Source organism: Lentilactobacillus hilgardii (genome assembly GCF_009832765.1).
Classification (GTDB): Bacteria; Bacillota; Bacilli; order Lactobacillales; family Lactobacillaceae; genus Lentilactobacillus; species Lentilactobacillus hilgardii.
Genome location: NZ_CP047121.1, coordinates 2,397,941 through 2,412,603, shown reverse-complemented (window position 1 = coordinate 2,412,603; position 14,663 = coordinate 2,397,941). Strand labels below are relative to the sequence as shown.

Below are 14,663 nucleotides of genomic sequence, written 5' to 3'. Positions count from 1 at the left end.
TGTTGCCTATAGTTTTCGAAGGGACGAGTTATAAAAATGACCAAATTTAAAAGACTGCTTTTAGGAACGATTTTTCTGGTTGGGATTTTTGTCCAACTACCGGTCCAAGCCCAATCTGTTCGGAAAGAAGTGCAGGGCAACCAAACAACCTATGTCACGACTAATTATTATGCACACGCTGTTAACGTGGGTAAACGACAGTTGGTAACGAATAAACTAGCGAGATTGTACAGCATTGCAAATGGACGTGTGGATGATGATCACTGGGTATCAGTCACAAAAAACAGTGTTTTAACGGTAAAGGACAAGCTTACCAGTCGAAATGGCTATGTTGTGACAATTCCCGGGAATAAAAATCAGTTTGCGTTCATTAACCCAATCAAGTACGTTTATTCAATAGCGGGTATTAAGAATAATCCTGAAAAGATTAAGCAGCTTACGGTTTCGTCTAAAAAGTGGGCTAAAAAGTTAAGTAAGGGACAAGTAAAGGCAATTCGTTATTATACAAATAACGGATATGGCAAGATTAACACGGCACTTCGTCAGCCTGATGACGCTGCTTCGGCAAAGGTTAAAACCAGCATCAAGTCAATTAGTACCGGCATCCAAGCGTTTCATCTTGATCAGCCGACAACTGTTTACCGTGGCATTTCCAAAGAAGGACTGGCAAAGTCCCTTGGTAGTCAATCGCTAAAGGTTGGCCGTCAATACCACGATCCGGCTTATTCATCCTGTACGCTTAGCCAAATGATTGCATTGGGTTTTTCCAAACAGCATGTTGTATTAAAAATCAATTTGCCGACCGGCTATCACGGCGCATATATCGATCCGGTTTCTACGAATGTTGGTGAAAAGGAATATTTATTGGATAGTGGGACAAAATTGATTGTCACCAAAGTGCAGCAGGCCAAGTCGACGGTTCATACCGTGACGACGATTAAGAAAAAAGGAAAGCAAACCAAGAAGCAGGTTAGCAATGTTAAGACAAATTACCAATTGGTCACATTAAATCTTAAGCAATAAGTGAGCATCTGACTGGACTGATATTAAGATTAACAACGGTTGGGAATCACGTATGACAAAAAGAAAAAGATGATCGGGATGATAAGTCCTGACCATCTTTTCTTTTTATTTGCTGATTAGGTATTTTGCCAAGTAATAACCCAGTTTTTGGGCAACCTGTGGCGTTGGGTGAATCTCATGATCCTCATACACGATATCTTTATTTTGATCGGTAATCAAATTCGGTGCAATTGTGTCAAAGTTGATCACATTAACACCTAATTGGCGATATAATTTGGCTTCGGCACTTCTGAGTTGGCCGAAAGTGTAGCCATACATATCCGACATGTTTTGTCGATTTTGACCGTTAGCATCATAGCGCGTTAATGGTAAGACGCCATAAAGTTTGGCGGTTGGATTCAACAGTTTGATTGCCATCACGTTTCGCTTTAAATGGGCGATAACATTTCTCAAACTCCCCGATCCTGAATAATTGGTGTAGTCATTTGTACCAATATGAATAAAGATCATATTCATATTACGAATGTCGTTTTCATGGTACTTAATAGCGACGGGCAAGTCTTGTGCAACCCTTGTTGTGCCAATATATGCAAATCTTTTGCCAACAATTTTGGCGTGGGGAACTGAAAAGTTTTCAACACGATTATCAGTACCAAGATATTTATTCATCCAATCCGGGTATGAATTGTTCATGTAGAAATGATAACCATCCCATCCGGAAGGAATTGAGTCACCGAAGAAGCCAATTTTCTTATGATAGAATCGATTGTTGGCTCCGGCAAGCTTCAACTTGTAGGAGTTACTGTTAATCGATTTTAATTGTGACCGCAAAACCCAAAACGTATATTTGCCACTATTGTCTTTGACTTGATAAGCCGTTTGTGTTTTGCCATTGATCGAAAGTTTAGCGGCATGTGTTCGATACCAGGCGGTTTTTAAAAATGAACTGCCGTTTATCGCTTGGGTGAGTTTGACATTATTGTACAAAATAGCTTTTTTCTTCAAGGCATAGGCATGCGTGATGACCGGTGAACTGTATTCAACCTGGACTTCCTCGGAACTTGTATCTGCGACTCTGCCGGTAGCAATAAATACGCCACCTGCAATTAAGAATGAGGCTAAAAAGATAACTATTTTTTTTCGTTTAATAAACCAAGACATATGACCTTGCTCCTCAGAATGATAATTAGACCCCGGAAATAACAAAGGGTATTATATGTTATTCATTGGACGTAAGTCAATTTATTCCGTCAATCTTAACAATAAATGTGAAAACTTGTCATTATCAAGCGATTCAATAACGATATAACGAATTATTATAGGTATCGAAAGTGGCTGTCCTTGTAAGAAAACCACAAATATTTGTCATATTGGTCATGGTAATTTTCATGAAATCCACTTATCATAGACACTGAGGTGATTTCATGGATATTAGGAATATCGGACTTGATCAATCAGAAGAGTCTTCATTAGACATTTATCAAAGTAAAACGGATGAAAAGCTTCCCGGCATTGTGATTATTGGCGGTGGCAGTTATAAACAATTAAAAGAACGAGATACCGAACGGGTGGCACTGACATTTGCAACTCAAGCATTCCAAGCCTTTGTCGTTAAGTATCCGGTTTTGGAAAAGAAAAATTATCAGGATGCCAAGGCGTCTATTGAGCAGTCTTTTGACTACATTATTAAGCATGCCGATGAATTAAATGTTGATACCGATAAATTAGGTATTATCGGATTTTCTGCAGGTGGTCAGCTGGCAGCCGACTATTCAAATGAGAAACATAGCCACGCAAAGTTTGCCATGTTGGGTTATCCGGTTATTAAGCCGACATTGGATAAAAAAATGGGCATTAGGAGCCTGGATGTTTCAAAGACGGTTTCTTCGATAACACCACCAACGTTTATTTGGGGATCAATCAATGATGAATTAACACCATTCCTGGATCATGTTCACGTTTACGCTGAGGCATTGGCAAAGAACAACGTGCCGTTTGAAGTCCATGAATTTGGAACAGGCAATCATGGCATTGCCCTTGCAAATAAGTGGACAGCTATTGTCAACCGTGATCGCGCTGATAAACATATGGCACGATGGTTCGAGTTGGGCATGGAATGGCTGCAGGAAGTTGTTGGGATTAAGTAGGCTAATAAAATTTTATTAAATATAATGATGACCAAGGCTAATGTGAAAATTGTCTTGGTTATTTTTTTTCTGAGATTCTCACATTTTTCTCTCACGTAAAACAGAGTGAAGCTGTCTTTAGTAAATGCTAATCTGAAATCACTAATTAAGGTGAGGTGATAGTTGTGAAACATAAAGTATTGGAAAACAAGGTGCCTGCCATTACGATGCTGTTTTGGATTTCCAAATTAATTTCAACTATGCTGGGGGAATCAGCTTCGGATTTTTCAAGTCAAATTTTCGGACAACAGCATCAAACGCTCGGTGAATTGTTTACGGTCGGTTGGTCATTATCACTATTTATTGTATTTTTGTATCTGCAGATCAAATCTGATAAGTATCATCCAATCTTTTACTGGAATTCAGTTGGCTTGTTGGCGGTTTTTGGAACTTTTTCTGCGGATACTTTAAAGGCTGTAACCGGTCTTCATTATGCTGAAACGACCCTGATTTTCTTTGTGCTGATGATTGGCTTTTTCGTGGCGTGGTATGCTACCACAAAGGATTTATCAATTCACCATATTATGTCAAGATATAAAGAGGCCTTTTATTGGTTGACAGTGGCTGCGACCTTTATGCTTGGGACGGCTGCCGGGGATTGGTTTGCAACTGCGAGAAGCGGCGGGTATAACACTGATCCTACGGGATTAGGACTGGGCTTTCTTAATACGGGTGTTGTATTAGGACTTATTTTCCTCATGGTATTGGTCTATCGGGCAATGTTTAAGCCAAAAGAAAACGGGGTTGCTGAAATTGCGTCATTCTGGTTTGCTTATATCCTGACACGGCCAATAGGTGCAAGCTTTGCCGATTATTTTGGTTATAACTTTGATAAAGGCATTCTTGGCAACCAGTGGATGACCGTTATTGGTATTGCACTATTTATGGCAGCTGTCATGATGCTGTACAAGAATGATCAAAGAGGAACGCAAGTATCTCATGGCTAAACATTTTAAAACGAATTCTGGAGAACCGAATAATCGGGTAGAATGGCTCGACATTGCGAAAGCTTATGGGATCATCGCAATTGTGCTGGGGCATATTTTGACCGGAAGCTCAACGGCCCACTTTCTGTATTGGTGGCATATCCCACTATTCTTTCTAATTGCCGGGATTTTCTTAAAGCCTTTGAAAAGCACCGACGCATGGTTGACATTTTTTAAAAAACGGGTAATTAGTGAGCTGTTGATGTACGCGGGGATTGGTCTATTGCTCATTTGCCTCTATACGGTCATTCATCATCAAAGTAATCAATTTTTGATGAAACACCTATTTGATTTGGTTCTTGGCGGAAGGACACTGAACTTTTATACAAGTACCTTTTGGTTTATTAACGTGTATTTGCTGACGATTATGGCTGTCACTGTATTGATTTCAGTGACCAAAAATTGGCTTATCATCCTTTTGATAACAATTGCAGGACTATTTTTGGGAACCGGTTATCAGCAGGTTACGTGGATGCATATAAATGGCTTTGCTATGATGCCATGGGGAATGGATACCGTATTAATAACGGCGTTTTATACCTATTTAGGATACTTGTTATTCCATGGGCATTTGAAATGGCTTGAAAAGATTGAAGTCAATATGCCGATTATGGCACTTGCCGGATTGATCATTTATATACATTCTAAGGGGGATTTTAGTTTTCGACTGTCTTTAAAGTCACATTTAATGCAAAGTTCGCTGCCGATTGGGCTGGCAGTGGCTGTTATTCCCGTCATTTTTTCGCTGGCAATAATGGTCTGTGCGTATTTTACTTCTAAAATACCGATTAAGTTTGGACTGCCGATTATTGGACGGCATACCCTTGCAATTATGTATGGACATAAATTATTTTTGGACCTATGCTTACTGATCGGTATGAGAAGCCTGCCTGTGAGGTTGGCAATTGGCATCATCGCCCCGGTTATGATTGCATTAATTGTCCAGAAAGTTGGAAAAAGCATTTTTGAGCGTTCTGGTGGACAACTTATTGATAAGGTTTAGGAAAAGGTTGTTTTATAAGCTAATTTAAAAAACACTTTACTGCCAAACTATAAAAATGGCATGGTAAAGTGCTTTTTGAGTTGAAATCATGAAGCTTTCAAAATGAAGCTATAAAGTTAAGCATCGTAAGCCATCGCAAACAAAAAACGACGTGACAATTCTACTAAAATCGGTGTCATGGGTGTTGATAAATCACGCCAATTTCGTTCTATAAAGGGTTGGAATTTATTAAGTGCACCTTCTTCAAGCTTTTTACTGTCAGTTAGTAGATGACGCAAATCGATTGTGAATTCTTGTAAGGTGACTTTGTCAGCTTCCGTCTGCATTTTATCTTTGCAGGCAATTAATTGAGTGAGGTAACCATCATAAGCCGTGTCGGTGTCACCAGCATTTCCTGGGTCAAGATTGGAATGAATGGATTGACTTTCCTGCAGTTTTAAACTTTGAAGATATTTTTGGCCCCGATCGGTTAACCAACGATCGGCTTTATTATTAAAAAGCTTCACACCATCCACAAAATCCAAATCAAAAGTAGCGGTCAAAATTTTTTCGTGGGTTTGATCCATCAACATTAATTCATACAAAATATCGGGTGCAGCGTAATTGTTGTTTTTACTAAACTCAATTAACTGGCGAACAACTTTTAAATTGACTTGATTAGGTTGGGTTTCCAAATAACTCAAGATAAATTCACGCTTTTTATCATCAGTTTCCATGACATTGCCACCTCATTTATTAGATTAATTAACTGTGGAAGAGTTTCATTGAAATATCCTGGTCATAATTGCCGAATCCTTGACCAAAAATAGTACAGCCGCCTTTATGTTTGGCATCATCCTTAATTGCAAATCTGACGGTAAATGTTGGCTGGTGCCAGTCGATATCATCAATAGAAACATCGGTAAAGGGCTGACCATCCAAATAGCTGCCGTGATCCGTTATCCTGACAATTTTTAACTGGCCATATTGGTTAACGTTATCCGGTACCCAGGCAGGTGTATATTTGCCACGAATATCTGAAAAGTCACCAGGACTGGTCCAGGTACCGACTTCGTCACCATTAATATAAAACGAAATATCAGACGGCCAGACATTATTGGAAAAGGGAAACTCGGAGCCGAGTTCCATTGAAAGGTCCAGCATTTCCAGGTTGTCTTTTTCCTCTAAGTAGTTGGGAAACTGGTATTCAACAAACCCCTCCGTCCACCAAATCATTCCAGCTTTAATGCGGTCCGGACTCATAAAATAAGTGGGGTTATCAACTTTACCGATATAATCGTTTTTTCCTGCCAATCCACAGGAAGGGGTGACGGAATAATCGGTAAATTGGCCAACCGGGACCTGAGTATCGTATACGGCAAATGCCGGATAAATTGTTTTGGGGAAATGAACATTGATGTTATCAACTTTTAAGTAGGATATTTTTTTATGGCCATGGCGTTCAAAGCCAATAATACCGGCTTCTGCCAATTTATTGAGATGCATTAAAACAATGGCGCTACTTAACTTTAATGTTTTTGATAGGTCTTGCACACTCATGCGCTTTGAGGACAGTTCTTGAATGATATCGATCCTCACTGAGCTTGCAAGCGCTTTATAAACTTCCAATGAGTCTTTGGAGATATCCAAATCCATAGGGCATCACCTTTCATAATCTATCTTATGTTATTTTACTTGTGATTTATATCATTATACGGTGATTAACTGCACTTTTAGTGAAAGAGTCATGTTTTTATAAATCTTTTTAAATGTAACCGCTTAAGACGACTTTTATATTAGCAAAAACCTGTTTTGAAGTCAAAATTCAAATTAAAGTTTATAAAAACCATTGTAATCGTTTTCGTGTAACCATATGATAAGAGCGTGCACAAGAGATAAGAGATATCACGTGATAGGAAAAGGAGAATGACATTGACTGATTACACAAGCCCTTTGATTGTTCAGAGAGCCGATCCATACATTTATAAACATACGGACGGCTATTATTACTTTACCGCCTCGGTGCCTGCTTATAACCTAATCGAGATTCGCCGGGCACATACCTTGGAAGGTTTGGCCCACGCTGCACCACGGACAATTTGGCGCAAACATGAAAGCGGTCCCATGAGCCAATTGATTTGGGCACCGGAAATTCATTATACCGATGGCAAGTGGTTTATCTATTTTGCAGCTGCGGAAACGACTGCCTTGGATAAGTTAGGCATGTTCCAACACCGGATGTTCTGTATCGAATGCGACGCTGTCGATCCGATGAGAGGCGAGGACGACTGGTTTGAGCATGGTCAGGTTGAGACGGGGATGGATACGTTCTGTTTAGACGCCACAACATTTGAACATGATGGCAAACTTTACTACGTTTGGGCGCAAAAGGACACTAACATTAAAGGCAATTCCAATTTATACATTGCCGAAATGTCAAATCCCTGGACGCTGAAGACTAAACCGGTCATGATTTCCAAACCGGAATATGACTGGGAAATTCGTGGCTTCTGGGTTAATGAAGGCCCTGCTGTTATTCATCGAAATGGCCGGTTCTTCTTAACCTATTCTGCAAGCGCTACCGACGAGAACTATGCGATGGGCATGCTGACGGTTGCCGATGATGTTGATTTGTTAGATGCGTCCAACTGGTCAAAAGCCAAGGAACCCGTTTTCAAGAGCGATTTGGCAACGCATCAGTATGGACCGGGGCATAATTCATTTACGGTGGCTGAAGATGGCAAAACGGATTTAATGGTTTACCATTGCCGTAATTATACGGATATTAAGGGTGATCCACTCTATGATCCTAACCGTCACACAAAAGTACAGGCGTTTACATGGAATGAAGACGGGACACCAAACTTTGGTAAACCGACGCCATATAACTATGATTAATTTCATACCATAGATTACCTCATTGTTTTTCAACTCGATGGAAGCAAAGTAGCTGTTTTAGTCATTCGCTTCTATTTTTGCAATCATTAAAGTGAAATAGTTCACATGAACATAAAAATTGAATAGATTATTTAGGAGGCTTCGCGTTATGCAAAACGATGCAAACGTTCCACGAAAGAAAGAGAGCAAGCACTTTTGGGGATTTCCATTTACCCACTTCACTTACTTCTTTATGTGGCAAATTATTTTTGGGTATTTAACCCTTTGGATGGAGCAGGTTGGTCATATGAACGGTGCCGAGGCCGGGGTTGTTTTCTCGGCCATGGCCGGTTTATCACTGCTATTTCAACCAGCATTCGGTGTGATTTCCGATAAGCTCTTGTTTAAGAAAAACTTGTTATTCACCATTGCAATTGCCGCAATGTTAATTGGACCATACTTCCAGTGGGTCTTCTTACCATTAATGCAAATTAACTCGATGCTGGTTGCAATCGTTACAGGTATTTATCTTTGCTTTATCTTTAACGGTGGTGTTTCAGTTATTGAACAATACGTTCAACGTGCCAGCTTAGCCAACGGTTTTGAATATGGTCACTCACGAATGGGTGGTTCGTTAGCCGGTATGACTGCTTCATTTGTTGGTGGTCAAATCTTCTTATGGCAACCAAATTCAATCTTCTGGGCATGTACAATTTCAGCTACCATTTTGACTGGATTACTATTATTCAGTGACAAGATTGATATGGATAATGCATCGGCTGCCGGTGATACTTCCAACTCACTTGACTTGAAGCAAATTGGTCAAATTTTCAAGCTTAAGAACTTCTGGTATTTATCCATCTTCTACATTGGTACCTCAGCAATTTACGATGTTTTTGATCAACAATTCATTATCTTCTTTAAGACATTTTTCCACACAGCAGCTGCCGGAACACAAGCTTATAGTTATATGACCACTGCCCAAATTGGTCTTGAATTCCTGTTGATGTTCCCAATGCCTTGGATTATCAACCGAATTGGTTCACGAAACGGGTTGATTGCTTATGGTGTGATTCTTGCCATTCGAATTATCGGATCAGCATTATCACCAAGCTTGATTTGGGTTATTGTACTTCGTTTACTTGCCGGTTTCGAAATGCCATTGGTACTTGTTTCAATTATGAAATACATTGCCGGTGCCTTTGATGTTCGAGTTTACGCAACGGTTTACGCGTTGGCGTCGAACTTTGCCAAGCAGATTTCCGTCTTCATCTTCTCTGCTGCCGCTGGTAGTATGTATGATTCCATGGGCTTCCACCACACTTATTTGATTCTTGGTGCAATCGTTGCTGTTGTAACAATCTTTGCAGCCTTTGTATTAAAGAAGGAAGATCCGGTTCAAGCTGGTGAAAAAGATAAACAGGGGAATGCTAAAGCTTAATTGAATTTTGCCATAACTATTTATTATTCGCAGTGTACCTCCTGCGTGATATTGTTAAATGAGCTAACACCCCAAAACAAAAAGCCAAAGCGATTCTGGTCGCTTCGGTTTTTTTGCTTTCTTGAGGCAGTGTTGGTGCTTCACGAAAGATTCTTTTTTAAATTATTATTTTTGATAAACCTTTTCACCTGCCATCCACGTTTGCTCAACGCGAATATCCTTAATTTCTTCGGCAGGGATGGAGAAAATATCCTGATCCAAGACGACGAAATCACCAGCATATCCCGGGCGAAGTTGCCCATTGTGGGTAAATCCGCCAACCCTGGCACCCGTATTTGTATAGGCTAGAACGGCTTCGGGTACGGTGATAGCTTCATTTGCATTAACGATATCGTTATTGGCAGCGGTTCGCGTGACGGCTGCGTAAATCCCAACAAACGGGCTGTCGGGTTCTTCCCATGGCGTGCAGGGTGCATCCGAGCTTAGTGCCATCATGGCATTGGAATTCAGCATCGATTTAATTCGGTAGGCGTTCTTGAATTGAGCATCGTTTAAATAAGCTCGGTAGGATTCGTCCTCAGCGAAGAAGAAAATCGGTTGGGTCACCAAAGCGTAATTCATTCTGGCACGGTTGATTTCTTTTAGCATTTGGTCCGATAACAATGAAGCGTGTTCAATCCGAATGGAAGGGCGATCGTCCAGCCAAGGTGTTAAATCAGCTGTGACATCAACCACGAGTTGAATGGCAGCGTCGCCCATAGCGTGAACAGCCACCTGCAGATGGTGTTCGGTGGCATACCAAACAGCCTGTTTCAATCGATCCGCGTCTGTTAGAAGAACACCTTGTTTGCCATCCGGATAAGGCGCTTTATTGTAGGCAGTTTCACCGGAAATGCTGCCATCCATGAAGACTTTGATACCGGCGATCCGTAATTGATCCTGTGAGGTTGGTTCAACAACTTGACCGGGCATGATTTCATCAAAGACATAGTAAATAGCTGTTTTAGGTTTAAAACCATCCACCAGTGCATCCTGATAGAGCTGAAGCGAATTATATGGACGGAAACGACCCATTAATTCACCAATGGCAATAATCCCGTTTTTTAAATAATGGTCGGAACTATTAGCCATATTGTCAACATCATCCAGATAACTCTGAGCAGATTTAGCTTGAATCAGCAGCTGGGTTGCAGCAACTTCCTTCATGTAGCCATTTGGTCGGCCATCTGGGAAATGACCAATAAAGCCGCCGGCCGGATTAGGCGTGTTGGCATCAATTCCGGCCAATTCCAATGCTTTGGAATTACCGACGGAAGAATGACAATCCGAACGGTAAATAAAGATGGGCTGGGTTTTGGAAACCTCATCCAAGTCGTCGGCAGTTGGTGAACGATGTTCGGCCAACTTGGATTCGTCAAATCCCCAGCCTTCGATCCAGGTTGAGGCACTTTGACCGTATGCGGAAGAGTGCTTGAGTGCAGCTTTCATATCGGCGATACTATTGACCTTTGGCGGCGTACAAGCAACCCCATGCAGTGCATCTGCGATGTATTTGGGATGGGTATGCACATCGATGATGCCGGGAAGAACCGTTTTACCGTGAAGGTCAACGGCATCGGGATCGGTGACTTCACTTGTTTCCCCAATGTGGGTGACAACGCCATCCGTAATATTCATTGCGGATGCAAAGGTGGTCGCGTTAGTCCCCAGAAAGATTTTGGCGTTTTTAAAGGTTGGCATGATTGTCCTCCTATTAATAGTTCGTTAGTTACTTTTATTATTGAGGCATTGGAGGGGAATTGCAACCAAAATCGTTCACATCTGGTGATAAGACAGGTTAAGATGATAAAATGAATGCAATGAGTAAATAAGTCGCGTTATGAGGTGGATCGAACAATATGCAATCATTGGAATCACATACATTAAATGCATTTTCCAAGAATATTCAATTAACGACACATCAAAAGCAAGTGCTTGAAAGAATAACCGCATTTACAAAACACCATTTAAATCAGGATGGTCACGCGGTGTTTGTGTTGATGGGGGATGCCGGTACCGGAAAAAGTTTGATTTTAAATCAATTATTTACGGAACTTGCACAGGAAGTTGACGAAGCTTATTTTTTGGTGAATCATCCGGAATTGTTAAAAGTGTATCGGGAATTGGCCGGAGAAACGCCACATATGCTTAAAAAGTATTATCAACGACCGACAAGTTTTATCAACAAACTGCATAAACAGCAGAAACACGTCAACCTAACCGTGATCGACGAAGCCCATTTGTTACTGAGCAAGGCTGATCATTATAATAACTATTATGGTGATAATCAGCTGGAAGACATTATTCAATTAAGTAAAGTGACAATAGTTGTGTTTGATCCCCACCAGGTATTACGTACGAAAAGTTTCTGGACCAAGGATCGCTTATTGAAATTGATTGACAAATACCCACATGACTTTGTTCATTTAAAAGAGCAGTTTCGGATGCAGGCAGGCCCTAAATTAATGGATTGGCTGGATCATTTCATTGATGGCGACATCATTGGGCCGGTGCCAACGGATGTTGGGGACTATGACTTTCGAATCTATTCGGATGCGCAAAAAATGTTTCGGCAAATCATGCAAAAAAACGATCATTATGGGTTATCACGAATGACTTCAACCAGTGGGTATCCTTCAACCTTGGATGGCGGTAAACACCTTGTTAATGAAGGGAACTTTCATCTGCCGTGGGATCAGTATAATTTTACCAGTACACCATGGGCGGAACAGCCCCAAACAATTAACGAAGTTGGGAGCATTTACACGGTTCAGGGATTTGATCTGAACTACATCGGTATTATTATTGGACCACCGTTTTATTTAACAGCTGACAATCGATTGGGCGTGGATCCAAGTAAGGTGACAGATGTCGAAATCTTTAAACACCGACAAGATTTGAGCGGACAGGATTATGAACAGAGTAAAGAAATCCTGCTGAGAAATTCGTTGAATGTCTTGTTGCGACGAGGTATCAAGGGCATGTATCTACATGCTCACGATCCGAAGTTAGAGAGTTATCTGGAAAAGATGATTCAAAAATAAAACGTAACGATTGACAACGAGGACACTTCTCTATATAGTTAGTTACACTAGTAACTAACCCATAGGAGAATTTGATAAATGAAAAAAGGAACGCTTTATACGCTCGTCATTGTGGTTGTTCTTGCGATTGTTGGCGGCGTTTGGTACCACATTAATTATGGTAAGACCTATTATTACGGTCAGGTGGGCGATGTTGCCCGAACAGAGAAAGAGCCGAAGGGATATCCAACCGGTTATTATTATGAGATTACTGGTTATGATAAAGACGGCAAGGCAAAGAAAATGGAAGTTGGGTCATTTGCCGGCCATAAATTTGTTAAGGGTCGTTATATCAAAATCGGCTGGTCAAAAGCTAAAAAGGTTGTTGATTATGATCAAGCCAAGTGGAAACAGATTCCTAAGAAAGCTCAAGAGAAGCTGTCTGCACCGAAAAATCCTTAGTTAGAATAAATCGGCATTATTCAGTTCAAACTGAATAATGCCGATTTTTTAGGGTCAATGGTAGAATTTAAATCATCGACACAAAATTATTCAAAAAATGAAGCCCGATGCTGTATCGAATATCGCGGAAATGCATGTAGGTATATGATAAGAAGCATCCTAAACCGGAATACATTAACCAGTTGACATTGAATTGTAATTCGTGAGCATAGCCAAACAACAGTCCGCTGATCACAATGGCGAGAATATTATTTAAGCGATTATCTTTATTGAAGAAATAATTCATAAAGATTCCCCGAAAAATCAGTTCCTCAAAAATAGGAGCCAGAATCACTGAAAAAATGGCGTTCCAAACTGGTAATCTAAGTTGGTCCGCTTCGACAGCTTTTTGGTTATCGGGGGTTACCAAGATGTGTTTTGAAATTAAATAACTCCAAAACATTTGAAAGGCAACCATTAGAACGAAGATCAGGACGAATTGAGCTATCTTTTGCCGGGTTAATTTTGACTTACCAAAGCGTCGTGGGTTATCGGCATCCAACTGTTTGCCATACCGCCAAGCAATTAATGCCAGTGCAGCGGCGGTGACAACCAAAGCCACTCCCAGAATATGACGGGAAAGAAATTCATTATGGACATAGTCACCGGCTACTTCCAGGGTGGCCGAAGCAAATAAATAGATGATTAAAAAGCCGATCCATTTAGCTATTTGCAGTGCCTTGGTTCCCAAATAACGACTTGGGGACATTTTATTTAAACTCGTTAACTTCAATTTGATTCTTATCCGGGTCAAGAATCGTAATTGAATTAACGTTTCTCCTGTTTTCGGTTTTTTCGGTTGGGTCACTGACGATATCGACGAAGTAGTTAATCAAATGCGCTTGAATGTCGGCTATCGAATCTTTTGCGATTAGGCCAAACGAAATTGGTGTTACTTTGTCGACAACACGAAAATCTAAAAACATTTTTCGCAGGTCGGCACCCATGTCACCATTTGGAAGTTTGACGATCGGCAGATCAAAAACTTCGTGGTAGAAGCGACGGCTGACTTCTAAGTCGGAGACAGGGATGGTGATATATTCGATTTCTCTGATATTCATAATAAATTTCGTCCTTTTCAGTTGTGTAATGGTTACATTATATACCAAACGGAAAATTGACCAAGCCTTTTGAAGAGAAATTCTGTTTGTGTAAGGGTTATTTAACAGATCGCTTTAACGTACATTGATTTCCCAGACTAACGCCTTATGCTCTGGGTGCTAAGCGCTTTGTTGCACGCACTTGTTAGGACCGCTCCACAAAGCAACACCACGCCACGTAAGGGATCAGTTTGAAAAATCCAAAATCGGGATTTCCCAAACTGACGCCTTACGTTCTGGGTGTTAACCGCTTTGCTTCGCGCACTTCTTAGGACCGCTCCACAAAGCAACCTACTGCACATAAAGGATTGTTTGGTAAAAAGCCAAAAGCGGGCTTTTCCCCAAACAACGCTTTATGCTCCGTAGGTTAACCGCTTTGCTTCGCGCACTACTTGTTGACTAGTCGTCCTAATTAGAGTAACGTAACGAATTGTATGCAGTATTTCGACACAAAAGTATTTAACGTGAGGTGAACAAGTTGCCACTACTATCAGTTTCAAATCTT

The 14,663-nt window shown here is 40.7% G+C and carries 14 protein-coding genes; 8 read left to right on the top strand and 6 right to left on the bottom strand.

Going from position 1 to position 14,663, the window contains the following annotated elements:
• Window positions 1-36: 36 nt before the first annotated feature.
• Window positions 37-1,023: an ADP-ribosyltransferase gene (locus GQR93_RS11525; protein ID WP_004466631.1), complete on the top strand. Its 987-nt coding sequence runs from the start codon at window positions 37-39 to the stop codon at window positions 1,021-1,023.
• A gap of 105 nt (window positions 1,024-1,128) precedes the next feature.
• On the opposite strand, the gene GQR93_RS11520 is transcribed toward GQR93_RS11525, so the two are convergent.
• Window positions 1,129-2,184 carry an SGNH/GDSL hydrolase family protein gene (locus tag GQR93_RS11520; RefSeq protein WP_004466633.1) on the bottom strand — a complete coding sequence of 352 codons (1,056 nt, stop codon included), beginning with the start codon at window positions 2,182-2,184 and terminating at the stop codon, window positions 1,129-1,131.
• Between the two features lie 263 nt (window positions 2,185-2,447).
• On the opposite strand from GQR93_RS11520, the gene GQR93_RS11515 reads away from it, so the two are divergent.
• The 3 genes from GQR93_RS11515 (at window position 2,448) to GQR93_RS11505 (ending at window position 5,198) form a co-directional block, all read left to right on the top strand.
• Window positions 2,448-3,170 (top strand): alpha/beta hydrolase, encoded by a 723-nt coding sequence (locus GQR93_RS11515; RefSeq protein WP_004466636.1) that lies wholly within the window; start codon window positions 2,448-2,450, stop codon window positions 3,168-3,170.
• A gap of 164 nt (window positions 3,171-3,334) precedes the next feature.
• Window positions 3,335-4,156, top strand: coding sequence for a COG4705 family protein (locus GQR93_RS11510; protein ID WP_225430330.1), 822 nt, complete (start codon window positions 3,335-3,337; stop codon window positions 4,154-4,156).
• Window positions 4,149-5,198: an acyltransferase family protein gene (locus tag GQR93_RS11505; RefSeq protein ID WP_004466639.1), complete on the top strand. Its 1,050-nt coding sequence runs from the start codon at window positions 4,149-4,151 to the stop codon at window positions 5,196-5,198. Before GQR93_RS11510 ends, GQR93_RS11505 begins: the two co-directional genes overlap by 8 nt.
• Window positions 5,199-5,314: 116 nt before the next feature.
• Here the strand turns inward: GQR93_RS11505 and GQR93_RS11500 are convergent, their stop codons facing one another.
• Window positions 5,315-5,914 (bottom strand): hypothetical protein, encoded by a 600-nt coding sequence (locus tag GQR93_RS11500; protein ID WP_004466641.1) that lies wholly within the window; start codon window positions 5,912-5,914, stop codon window positions 5,315-5,317.
• A 28-nt stretch (window positions 5,915-5,942) separates the two neighbouring features.
• Complete coding sequence (locus GQR93_RS11495; protein WP_004466643.1) at window positions 5,943-6,833, bottom strand: ArsR/SmtB family transcription factor; 891 nt, start codon at window positions 6,831-6,833, stop codon at window positions 5,943-5,945.
• A gap of 270 nt (window positions 6,834-7,103) precedes the next feature.
• Between GQR93_RS11495 and GQR93_RS11490 the strand changes: the two genes are divergently transcribed.
• Together GQR93_RS11490 and GQR93_RS11485 are read left to right on the top strand one after the other, a co-directional pair.
• Window positions 7,104-8,075 carry a glycoside hydrolase family 43 protein gene (locus GQR93_RS11490; RefSeq protein WP_004466644.1) on the top strand — a complete coding sequence of 324 codons (972 nt, stop codon included), beginning with the start codon at window positions 7,104-7,106 and terminating at the stop codon, window positions 8,073-8,075.
• A gap of 148 nt (window positions 8,076-8,223) precedes the next feature.
• On the top strand, window positions 8,224-9,495 hold the full coding sequence (locus GQR93_RS11485) for an oligosaccharide MFS transporter (RefSeq protein WP_004466646.1): 1,272 nt from the start codon (window positions 8,224-8,226) through the stop codon (window positions 9,493-9,495).
• A gap of 165 nt (window positions 9,496-9,660) precedes the next feature.
• On the opposite strand, the gene GQR93_RS11480 is transcribed toward GQR93_RS11485, so the two are convergent.
• Window positions 9,661-11,235 carry an amidohydrolase gene (locus GQR93_RS11480; protein ID WP_004466648.1) on the bottom strand — a complete coding sequence of 525 codons (1,575 nt, stop codon included), beginning with the start codon at window positions 11,233-11,235 and terminating at the stop codon, window positions 9,661-9,663.
• Between the two features lie 158 nt (window positions 11,236-11,393).
• Between GQR93_RS11480 and GQR93_RS11475 the strand changes: the two genes are divergently transcribed.
• A complete protein-coding gene (locus GQR93_RS11475; protein WP_004466650.1) occupies window positions 11,394-12,578 on the top strand; it encodes a DUF2075 domain-containing protein in 1,185 nt (394 codons plus the stop codon).
• 78 nt (window positions 12,579-12,656) lie between these two features.
• Entirely contained in the window at window positions 12,657-13,019 is a 363-nt protein-coding gene (locus GQR93_RS11470; protein WP_004466652.1) for a YxeA family protein, read from the top strand.
• A gap of 67 nt (window positions 13,020-13,086) precedes the next feature.
• Here the strand turns inward: GQR93_RS11470 and GQR93_RS11465 are convergent, their stop codons facing one another.
• Together GQR93_RS11465 and GQR93_RS11460 are read right to left on the bottom strand one after the other, a co-directional pair.
• A complete protein-coding gene (locus GQR93_RS11465) occupies window positions 13,087-13,767 on the bottom strand; it encodes a CPBP family intramembrane glutamic endopeptidase (RefSeq protein WP_004466654.1) in 681 nt (226 codons plus the stop codon).
• 1 nt (window position 13,768) lies between these two features.
• Window positions 13,769-14,119, bottom strand: a complete 351-nt coding sequence (locus GQR93_RS11460) for a VOC family protein (RefSeq protein ID WP_003559271.1) — start codon at window positions 14,117-14,119, stop codon at window positions 13,769-13,771.
• Between the last annotated feature and the right edge of the window lie 544 nt (window positions 14,120-14,663).